Source organism: Rhodanobacter sp. MP1X3, assembly GCF_014207165.1.
Lineage (GTDB): Bacteria > Pseudomonadota > Gammaproteobacteria > Xanthomonadales > Rhodanobacteraceae > Rhodanobacter.
Genome location: NZ_JACHCO010000001.1, coordinates 992382 through 1001717 on the forward strand (window position 1 = coordinate 992382; position 9336 = coordinate 1001717).

General features: G+C 58.8%; 9 protein-coding genes and 1 other RNA gene. 4 read left to right on the plus strand and 6 right to left on the minus strand.

Annotated features, from left to right (window positions below; genetic code table 11):
* Positions 1-3 precede the first annotated feature (3 nt).
* The 6 genes from HDE79_RS04095 to HDE79_RS04120 form a co-directional block, all read right to left on the minus strand.
* Complete coding sequence (locus HDE79_RS04095; RefSeq protein ID WP_255488232.1) at positions 4-1032, minus strand: TrbI/VirB10 family protein; 1029 nt, start codon at positions 1030-1032, stop codon at positions 4-6.
* A gap of 146 nt (positions 1033-1178) precedes the next feature.
* Positions 1179-1889 (minus strand): TrbG/VirB9 family P-type conjugative transfer protein, encoded by a 711-nt coding sequence (locus HDE79_RS04100; RefSeq protein WP_255488293.1) that lies wholly within the window; start codon positions 1887-1889, stop codon positions 1179-1181.
* Between the two features lie 53 nt (positions 1890-1942).
* Positions 1943-2902, minus strand: coding sequence for a type IV secretion system protein (locus HDE79_RS04105; RefSeq protein ID WP_184600622.1), 960 nt, complete (start codon positions 2900-2902; stop codon positions 1943-1945).
* Between the two features lie 43 nt (positions 2903-2945).
* Entirely contained in the window at positions 2946-3398 is a 453-nt protein-coding gene (locus HDE79_RS04110) for a toxin co-regulated pilus biosynthesis Q family protein (RefSeq protein WP_255488294.1), read from the minus strand.
* Between the two features lie 489 nt (positions 3399-3887).
* Positions 3888-4244, minus strand: a complete 357-nt coding sequence (locus tag HDE79_RS04115; RefSeq protein WP_184600623.1) for a YraN family protein — start codon at positions 4242-4244, stop codon at positions 3888-3890.
* Positions 4244-6124, minus strand: a complete 1881-nt coding sequence (locus tag HDE79_RS04120) for a penicillin-binding protein activator (RefSeq protein ID WP_184600624.1) — start codon at positions 6122-6124, stop codon at positions 4244-4246. Before HDE79_RS04120 ends, HDE79_RS04115 begins: the two co-directional genes overlap by 1 nt.
* A gap of 80 nt (positions 6125-6204) precedes the next feature.
* Between HDE79_RS04120 and rsmI the strand changes: the two genes are divergently transcribed.
* From rsmI to rsmH, 4 genes are all read left to right on the plus strand, one after another.
* Positions 6205-7044 carry a 16S rRNA (cytidine(1402)-2'-O)-methyltransferase gene (gene rsmI, locus HDE79_RS04125; RefSeq protein ID WP_184600625.1) on the plus strand — a complete coding sequence of 280 codons (840 nt, stop codon included), beginning with the start codon at positions 6205-6207 and terminating at the stop codon, positions 7042-7044.
* A 155-nt stretch (positions 7045-7199) separates the two neighbouring features.
* Positions 7200-7566, plus strand: an RNA gene (gene rnpB, locus HDE79_RS04130) — RNase P RNA component class A.
* A gap of 325 nt (positions 7567-7891) precedes the next feature.
* The gene (mraZ, locus tag HDE79_RS04135) at positions 7892-8338 is read left to right on the plus strand and encodes a division/cell wall cluster transcriptional repressor MraZ (protein ID WP_184600626.1); all 447 of its coding nucleotides are present in this window, start codon (positions 7892-7894) and stop codon (positions 8336-8338) included.
* Between the two features lie 41 nt (positions 8339-8379).
* Positions 8380-9336, plus strand: a complete 957-nt coding sequence (gene rsmH, locus HDE79_RS04140) for a 16S rRNA (cytosine(1402)-N(4))-methyltransferase RsmH (protein WP_184600627.1) — start codon at positions 8380-8382, stop codon at positions 9334-9336.

Consider the following 9336-nt stretch of genomic DNA (forward strand, 5'->3'; position numbering starts at 1 on the left):
GGGTCAGAATTTGGATACGACACTGCTGAAATCCACGTCTTTGGCGACATAGACATCGATGATGGTGCCTTGATTGATGGTGACCGTGGCAGGCCGGTTGGCTGCTTTTTGCACCGCCTGTTGGGACAAATTTTGCAGGGTCTGCGCCGTATTGCTTTGGAACGGTGTTTCTACCGCGACACCGCTGCTGCCTGAAATGCTGGTGCTCTTCGGGCCGTGCTCAGCCGCTTCGTACGAGAACGCATCGCTGAGCATGCTGACTAACAGTGCGGCGCCGATGCGGCTCCCCCAGTGCGAATCGAGATAACCCGCATTGCCGGAACCGCCGAGATCATCGACACCTGGACTGGCCATGTTCACGTCGATGCCGGTCGGTGTGATGATACGGTCCCAGATCACAGCGAGGCGATTGCCGATGATTGGACTGGACCGGTATTTACCCAACACCTTTGATCCTTTGGGTAAAAGCAAGCGCTTTCCTGTGAACGAATAGACAGGCTCGGTAACAACACAAGAAGTAAAGCCTGGAAAGTCGCTGATGATCCGGGTTTGCAGCACGCAGCGAATGAAGGTGCCGCGAACCATGATGGTGTCTGGATTGCTCAGCGGCTGAGCGCTGGTCTTGGTGTCCTCCATGGCACCAAGTTCATCGCCTGGGCCTCTGGGTGGATTGGCGGTGGGTGCCGGCGGCGTTTCGGAAGTGGGAGTGCCTTGATTTTCCGCAAGGCGGCGTTCGAGCAAGCTCGGCCCCTGCGGTTTCGTGGGCTCAGGCCGCACGGTTTGGGTGACCATCGGCAAGGGTGGCGTCGGCGCTGTGTTGAGGGGAATAGCTTGAACCAACCGTGTAGTAGGCAACGGCGGTGAGGCTATAGGTGCCACAGGCACAGTAATGGTTTCTGCTTGCTTGGCAGCAGGTGCTTTGCTGGAAGGGCCCTTGATGAGCCAGAAGGCGATTGCGAGCAGCAGTACGACAATTGCCACCAGGTAGAAAAGCGCGCGGCGATTCATTCGGCGCAAATCATTGGATTTCAACGTCGGCGCATTGGCATCCAGGTCGTGAGCCGCACCTTGCTGATACTGATTGGAGTATGGGTTACTCGCCAGTGGATCGTTGCGGTCAGGTGACGGCGCGTTCTCGCGATCGAAGCCATCGCCGGGTTGGTTGGGAGTATTTGAGCTCACTTTTGAGTGTTCCTTCTCAGACCAACGACATTGTTGCCATGACGAATGACCAGGTAGGCGTAGGTGCCGTGGACGACGATGGTGTTGCCTTCCACGGTTGTGTTGACCAATACGTCTCCACCATGTCTGATTTCGCGCATATAGACAGTGGGAAAGTTACCGGTGGGAAACTGTTTCAGATCGCTCATCTTGATGTAGGTGAAGCGCCCGTCGTCATACACGGTGACAGGTACCAGCCAGGGTGCGGCCTTGCTGCGCGTGGCATAGCTGTAGTCGAAGTTGTAGTCGCGCTCTTTGACCAGAGACGTATTCAACTCGGGTACGTCAGCCGTTTTGCTGGTCGCAGCCGCGAAGCTGGTGGCCCCTGGATAAGTAAAGGTAATCTTGTACTGAACGCCAGCACGCTTGGCCTGCTCCAGTGTCTTCCAATCCGTAGCGACCACCTTTAGTTCGAAAATGTAGGAATGGGTCGCTGTACGAATCATCATGTTCGTGTCGACGTCAACATTCTTCGGCTTCAGATAGAAGACGTTTTCGCGCCGCGTCAGATCCCACCCACCGCTGAAGCCCGTGCTGTAGTCGAGAACTTTTTCGTTGGGGCTCAGTTCGATCTGGGTGGTGATGCCCAGTCCGGTGCGCACAGGGTAGATACGATCAGGTTGAAATTCGTATTGCTGCATAACTTGTGCATTGACGGAAAACGTCATGCCGGCCGCAGCCAGACAGACGGCACCAGCCAGACCCAGTTTGCTTGGTTGGTTCATCGGTGACCCACTCCATTGGCGGTATTGTTCGAGGCAGGCACACCCGGAGCCGTGACTTGGGGAGCTTCACGCTCTGGAATGGGTGGCTGCGAGGGCAAACCTGTTTGCATGGTTTGAGGCGTGATGGCTGTGGACGTGCTCGCCGGCAGGCCCGTGTTGGCGTTGGTCGCACTGGCTGGCTGAGTGTTGTTGGCAATCGGCGCACCCTGAACCGCGGTCGGTGCGGATGACTCATAATCGTTGTCGACGCGATAGTCGGTAACCTGAAAGCCGAGGGGATTCTCAATCCGATATTGGTCATCCATTCGCAGATCAGGCATGTATGTAAATTCCAAGGTCGCGATTTTGCTGTCCAATGGAGTGGTCAGACCGCTTGTCTTGTCGTAGACGCTTCTTTGGAAGCGTACAGTGGCGCTTTTGGGTGTTTGACCCACCCCAGCGCCATGCAAAGAGATGCTGAGAATGTTGATTCGCAGCGCCTTATCTTGCCCATATAACTTGGTGAGGCTATCGGGATTCGTCGTCGACTGGATTTGATTCTTGTATGCAGTGGCGACTTTGGGGGAAGACATGACGATAGATGTGATCCATCCATTCTGGTACGCCGTAGTCGAGCTGTCGTAAGACTCGCGTGCACTGATGTAGTGCGCTACGTTGCTCTTGTTGATCGCTTCGCTAGTGGTGATCTGACGGTTGGTGAAATCCTCGGTCAGGTGCGCGATGGAGCTGGTACCCGTATAGGCATCGGCCATGATGACGTACGGGACTTTTTCCTTGAGTGGCAACATGTAGAAGTAACCGCCCAGCAGAATCAGCGCCACGATGATCGCGGTAAAGGCGACCCACCATGCGCGCCGTTCGCTGCGCTTGGCGAAATCTGCAATGGTCAGCTCGAAATTGACCGATCGGTTGACCGTGTCGTCAATTTTTCGACTGGCTGTTTTCTTGTCCGCCATTAGCAAAAATCCAGATGGGTTGTTACAACGTCAATAGTCGTTTTCATCGTTTGATGCTCGCAGGCGCAGGCGGCTTGGTGGTGGTCGACGTTGGCTTGGTCTCCGACGCATCAGGTTTGGACACATCCGCTACTCCGACCAGAATCTGCTTGTCGTTGATGGTGATGAAAATCCCTTCCGCGGCGTAGATGGCATTCAACTCGGCGGCGGCGGATCGGATATCCCGTGTGTGAATTTGCGCTACCGGCTTGTAGAGCGTGTAGTCGGACATCAGCTGGTAGGACAACGTCATGCCCGAATCCGTCGACCAGCGCGTGAGCATGGTTTTCAGGGTGCCATCCATGGGCGAGGCATAAAACGTGTAGGCCTGCGCCAGCGGTATTTCGGTGGTTTGGTCCTGGAAGTGATTGACCGGTTTCCAGGAGCCGCCGAAATCCTTCGCCGGCGGCGTGCCGCATCCAGCGATCACGAAAGCCAAAAGCATGGGAACGCCCATCAGGGCGGTGTTTGAGAAGGCCTTATTCACATCGCACTCGCAAAATTTGTGGAAGGGAATGAGTCAGGATTAATAAAGAGTGTGGTGTCGCGGCATTTCAATACGATGGCGCGCCATAAAGCGCGCCATCCGAAATCGGTAGTGGCGGATAAGCGTAAGTGAATTGCTCCGCGTTCTCGTACAGCGAGGCTCGCCGGAGAGCGACAGAAAAAAGCCACAAGGTGTGTAGGCTTTTGCCTCAATCCCCGATAACTTTGCAGTGAGAGCCCCCGCTCCCACGATGTAGAAATTTCCGATTCCATTCCAAACCCCTAGCTCGGCACGCTATTTGATAGCCGCCACCAACTTCACAAAAACTATTGTGTTTTCGAAATCAGAGCGCCGTAACGCACTGTATTTCGGCGTCTACAGGGAAGATACCCTGAACAACGCATAACTTGATTCTGCCTCAACGAATTTTATAAAGCTAGTGTTACAAATTTGTTATATTCAATTAGCGTCGAATGCGTCACAAAGCCATGTGCCACGCGCATTTTCGGGCAGCCCGTCATAAGTGAGTATGTCGAATCGGCAAATTGAATTCGCGCGTTTGGGATTTTCTGCCAACCAGAATTCCGCTGCCTTGATCAATTTGGTGCGCTTACTCGCTGTCACCGACGCCGCGGCATCGCCATGCGCGGAGTGCTTTCGGTAGCGGACTTCGACGAAAACGATTGTGTTGCCGTCGAGCATTACGAGATCCAGCTCGCCGAATCGCGTGTTGTAATTGCGAGCCAGCAATTTCAAACCTGCGCGCTCGAGTTCGGCGCAGGCGCGTTGCTCGAAGGCATTCCCGATGGCGCGCATCAGTGGCCGGTTGGCTGATCGGTACTTGTAGGCGCGTTGCTGCTCGCAGAGCTGGCTGGCGCAATGGTGTCGGGTGGCGTGGATGTTGGATCGCCCGTAGGTGGCGCGCTGGCGGGAACGTCATCCATCTCCAAGCTGCCGCCGATCGGTCGTGCCAAACCGTCCTGAAATTTGGCCCAGATCAACACGCGGCGCACGCGGCCGAACTGATCCGCGGTCAGTTGTCCACTAGCGCCGGGCAGGTAGCTGCCGGGGTGGCTGCGCAGCCAGTCAAGATAGGGCACCAGATTCCACGCGTCCATGCCGAAGGCGAACAGTCGCGCGGCACTCCCTTGTGCGGCCGGCAGCTGGGTGGCGATATCGTCATGATTGGGCAGGCCCGGCTGGGCGTTAAACAGCCACGGCGCATCCGAAAATTCGACGCCTTCCAGGTCACGATTGGTCGCCGCGCTATCCATGCCCTCGTAAATATGCGAGGTGGCAAATACCGGCAAGTGCACGTTGGCAACAGCCAGCTGTGGAATCAGCAAGCGCGCATGGTTCGGCCGCATGCTGATAAAGATCCCCGCATCGCTGGCCGCGTTATCGAAACTGAGACCGGCAAGCGCGCTGGTAAATGTCGTCAAGGTAGTCATATGGACCAACTCGCCGCCACGCGCGGCAAATTCGGCCTTGAACGCACTGGCGGCGCGCTGCGCGAAGTCGTCGCCCGAGACCAGCACATAAGCATGCCGCACGCCGCGTTCGACCATATGGTCGGCGGCTTGTGCGCCTTCCGTTTCCGGGAGCAGGCCGAACTCGCTGGTGTCATTGCCGGGCAGTTGCTTGTCGTCTGGATGATTCAATGCCAGCAGCGGTACGGGGAGATTTTTCTGACTGAACACGGCGGCTACTTCGCCGCGGGTCAATGGGCCGACAACCAGTTGCGCACCATCAGTAACTGCTTGCTGGTAGCCCTTGACTGCACCATCGGTGGTGCCGTGGCTGTTGTAGACGCGCACGCTGGGACGCGGCGCGTGATTGTGTCCGGCATCGATATAGGCGGTGAAGAAACCCTCGCGCACCGATTCGCTGGCCGCTGCGAAATTGCCATCGCCGGGTAGCAGTAGCGCGATCTGCTGCGGCACCTTGTAACCCTCGCGCACGTTGGCGTCCGCGCCCGGCAGCAAGGTGCCGACCGGTTGCTGCAGCGACGGTTGCGGCCCGGACACGGTCACGCCAAGTTGAGTCAGTGCTTCGTTGACCCATGTGAGCATACGGTCGCTGGATTTCATCGCTGCTGCGCGCTGTTTGAGTGGGTCGACGCCCACTTTGCCGAGCAGGCTGAGTATCTGCTGGCGGTTCTGCGAATGATCGATGCCGCTCAGCTGATCGTCCATCTGCACACGAGTGCGCGCGGCCCCCCAGTAGTCGCCGCTGTCCGCTAACGCGCGCGCGCGCAGCTCCAGCAGGCGCAGCTGGAATTCCGGTGGAATCGTGGCATTGGTTTGCGCGGTGAGTTGCAATGCTGTTGCAGCGTCGTGCTGGCTCAGCGCGAGCTCGGCGCGCAGCAGATCGAGGCGCAGCGGCTCGTTGTCAGTCAGCCGGTCGCGCTTGATCAGTGCGAGTGTCGGCGCGGCGCGTTGTATTTGTCCTTCCTGCCGCCACGCTTCGGCGGCCAGCAGGCGATAGTGGTCGGCGTTGCCGGACGATTGCCCGGCCAGCGCGAGATATGCCTGTGCTGCCTGGTCGAACTGGCCCTGTCTGGCGAGCGCGTCGGCGCTTTGCTCGGCAGCAACATCAGCCGGCGAGCGTTGAACGTTGGTCGGCACGCAACTGCTCAGCGTCAATGAAAAAAGCAGTCCGATCGCTGCGGCTCGCGAATGGCGCATGAGGCGCATGAGAAATCCCTTGATCGTCATGGTCAGCAATGCGCGATCATAGCCGATCGACTTGCCGACTCGCGGCGCAGGAATTCACGATGTCATCAGTTCAGTCAGGCAGCCTGTGGGTGGTCGCCACCCCGATCGGTCATCGCGAGGATTTTTCCGCACGTGCCATCAATACATTGCGGACAGTCGCGGTGATCGCCGCCGAAGACACGCGGCACAGTCGCCCGCTGCTGGTCCATCACGGCATTGATACGCCGTTGATTGCGCTGCATGAACACAATGAGCGCGATGCGGTGGATGCCATCGTGCGGCGGTTGCTGGCGGGTGAATCGGTGGCGTTGATCTCCGATGCCGGCACGCCCTTGATCAGCGATCCGGGATTTCGTTTGGTGCGCGCGGCGCGCGCTGCCGGCATTCGCTGCATTCCGGTGCCCGGTGCCTGCGCGGCGATCGCGGCCTTGTCGGTGGCCGGTTTGCCCAGCGACCGGTTCGTGTTCGAAGGCTTTCTGCCGCCGAAGGCCGCGGCGCGACGCAGTCGACTGCAGGAATTGGCTGGAGATGCGCGTACGGTCATTTTCTACGAGTCATCGCATCGCGTGGCCGAGAGCCTTGCCGATATGCGCGATATTTTCGGTCGCGACCGCGAAGCTGTGCTGGCGCGCGAACTGACCAAGATGTTCGAGACGGTGCTGGGTGAACCGTTGAAAGATCTGGCGGCGCGGGTGGCGAACGATCCCGATCAGCAGCGCGGTGAACACGTGATTCTCCTCGCCGGCCGTGGTGAGGAAGCCGATGCGAAGCTTGCCGAAGGGCGGCGCATCTTCGCGATTTTGCGAGATGAATTGCCGCCCGCGAAGGCGGCCAAGTTGGCGGCGGTTATCAGTGGTGCGCCGCGAAAGCTGCTTTACCAGCCGGGGAATGAGGAGTAAGGAATGCGCGGAACCACGAACTGGCGCGTAGGTTGGCGGTGAGCGCAGCGAACCCCAACATTTTCGATGAAGGTGGAGTTTCGTTGGGGTTCGCTGGCGCTCACCGCCAACCTACGCGGCTCTGTTAGCGTGTCGCTTCCCCTATACTTCCACACGGAGTCGGCCGGACAGTCGCGTCGCGCGCAAGCGTATCGAGGAAAGTCCGGGCTCCACAGGGCAGAGTGCCAGGTAACCCCTGGGCAGCGTGAGCTGACGGCCAGTGCAACAGAGAGCAGACCGCCGAACGGCATCTTCGGATGTGCGTGGTAAGGGTGAAAGGGTGCGGTAAGAGCGCACCGCACGCGGGGCTAACGTCGCGTGGCACGGTAAACCCCACTCGGAGCAAGACCAAATAGGGGAACGATAACGCGGCCCGCGTTGTTCCCGGGTAGGTTGCTGGAGCCAGACGGTGACGTCTGGCCGAGAGGAATGACTGTCGCGTCGCAAGACGTACAGAACCCGGCTTACAGGCCGACTCCACCTCTTCAAAGCGTGTTTCACCACCGGTACGGCATTAGCCGCGCCGGTGGTGATGCGTGGGATCGGCTGGGCATGAACGCCGATTCATCGCGTTGAACCCGAACGCCATCGAATGGGCCGCTATCGCGTCGCCGAAAGCTTTGCTTGTTTCGCAAAAAAACTTGCGTATTCAAGCACCTTGCATGGGTTTGTGAGAAAGCGCTGGAAATACGAACACAATCTCGCCTTTCTCCTTGATTCACAAGCGAAATTTCCTTGACAGTCTCATGTGGCGAGACTATCGTGGGTTCACGTGTGAAATCGTGGGTTTTAGTGGAGTCTTTGCATCGTGTTCCAAGGCGAAACCGCCATCACTGTCGACGACAAGGGCCGCCTGGCCATCCCGACATCCTATCGGGAGCAGGTTGCGGGCGAGTGCGCGAATCGGCTGGTGATCACCTACAACCCCTTCGAGTCGGGCTGCCTGTGGCTGTTTCCGTACGCGGAGTGGGAGCAGGTGCGCGATCAGGTGAATGCGCTGCCCAAGGTCAAGGCGGCGCATCGCGATATGCAGATGAAACTGGTGGGTGCGGCGACCGAAGTCGAGCCGGATGGTGCGGCGCGAATTCTGCTGCCGGCCAGTCAGCGCGCGGCGGCGGGCATCGAGAAAAAAGCAGTGCTGCTGGGCATGGGCAACAAATTCGAGCTTTGGAGCGAACAGGCGCATCTCGCCAAGATTCGCCAAACCATTGGCGAGGACGAAATTACCGAACAGATGGCAGATCTGCGCCTTTAACCGGGTGCAGCAACAGACGCAGGATGGGAGCGGGAGTGCACATGGCCGAGCAGCAATTGCGGCACATCCCGGTGATGCTGGATGAAGCGGTGGAGGGACTGTCGGTGCAGTCTGGAGGGCGCTATCTCGACGGTACATTCGGACGCGGCGGCCACGCTCGCGCCGTGCTGTCGCGCCTCGACACCAGCGGTCGGTTGTTGCTGATGGACCGTGATCCACAGGCGATTGCCGCCGCCCAGGCCGAGTTCGCTGTCGATCCGCGCGTATCGATTCGCCATGCCAATTTTTCCACGATGGCCGAATGGGACGAAACCGCCGCAGGCCTCGATGGCATTCTGCTGGATCTGGGTGTGTCGTCGCCGCAGTTAGACGAGGCCGAACGCGGCTTCAGCTTCATGACCGATGCGCCGCTGGATATGCGCATGGACACCACGCAAGGCGAAAGTGTGGCCGACTTCCTTGCCAGCGCGACCGATCGTGAAATTGCCGATGTGCTGTGGACGTTTGGCGAAGAGCGCCACAGTCGCCGCATCGCGCGGGCGATCGTTGAAGATCGTGATGCCAAGCCGTTCACCCGCACGAGTCAACTGGCGTCGCTGATCGAACGCATTGTTGGCCGGCGTGAGCCGGGCAAGCATCCGGCCACACGCAGCTTTCAGGCGCTGCGCATTCATGTCAACGGCGAGCTGGATTCGCTGCAACAGGGCTTGAACGCCGCGTTGGAACGGCTGCGTCCGGGTGGCCGTCTGTCGGTGATCAGCTTCCATTCGCTGGAAGATCGTGCGGTGAAAATGTTCATCCGCGATCAGTCCGGCCGCGTGCAGAACAGCCGTCGTGGTCCGCCGGTGGCGGCCGCTGCCGCGCGACTGGTTGCAATCGGCAAGGCGCAGTTTCCTTCCAATGCCGAAATTGCAGTGAATCCGCGTTCGCGTTCTGCGGTGCTGCGTGTGGCGGAAAAGCTTTCCGAGCAAAAGCTGTCAGTCGAGGGCCATGCATGA

Bases quoted from the DNA above. Each gene is read 5' to 3' on its own strand.
- rsmI (WP_184600625.1), top strand. From the start codon at position 6,205: ATGTCATCAGTTCAGTCAGGCAGCCTGTGGGTGGTCGCCACCCCGATC.
- HDE79_RS04105 (WP_184600622.1), bottom strand. From the start codon at position 2,902: ATGGCGGACAAGAAAACAGCCAGTCGAAAAATTGACGACACGGTCAAC.
- HDE79_RS04115 (WP_184600623.1), bottom strand. From the start codon at position 4,244: ATGCGCGCCATCGGGAATGCCTTCGAGCAACGCGCCTGCGCCGAACTC.
- HDE79_RS04100 (WP_255488293.1), bottom strand. From the start codon at position 1,889: ATGACGTTTTCCGTCAATGCACAAGTTATGCAGCAATACGAATTTCAA.
- rsmH (WP_184600627.1), top strand. From the start codon at position 8,380: ATGGCCGAGCAGCAATTGCGGCACATCCCGGTGATGCTGGATGAAGCG.
- HDE79_RS04120 (WP_184600624.1), bottom strand. From the start codon at position 6,124: ATGCGCCTCATGCGCCATTCGCGAGCCGCAGCGATCGGACTGCTTTTT.
- HDE79_RS04110 (WP_255488294.1), bottom strand. From the start codon at position 3,398: ATGGGCGTTCCCATGCTTTTGGCTTTCGTGATCGCTGGATGCGGCACG.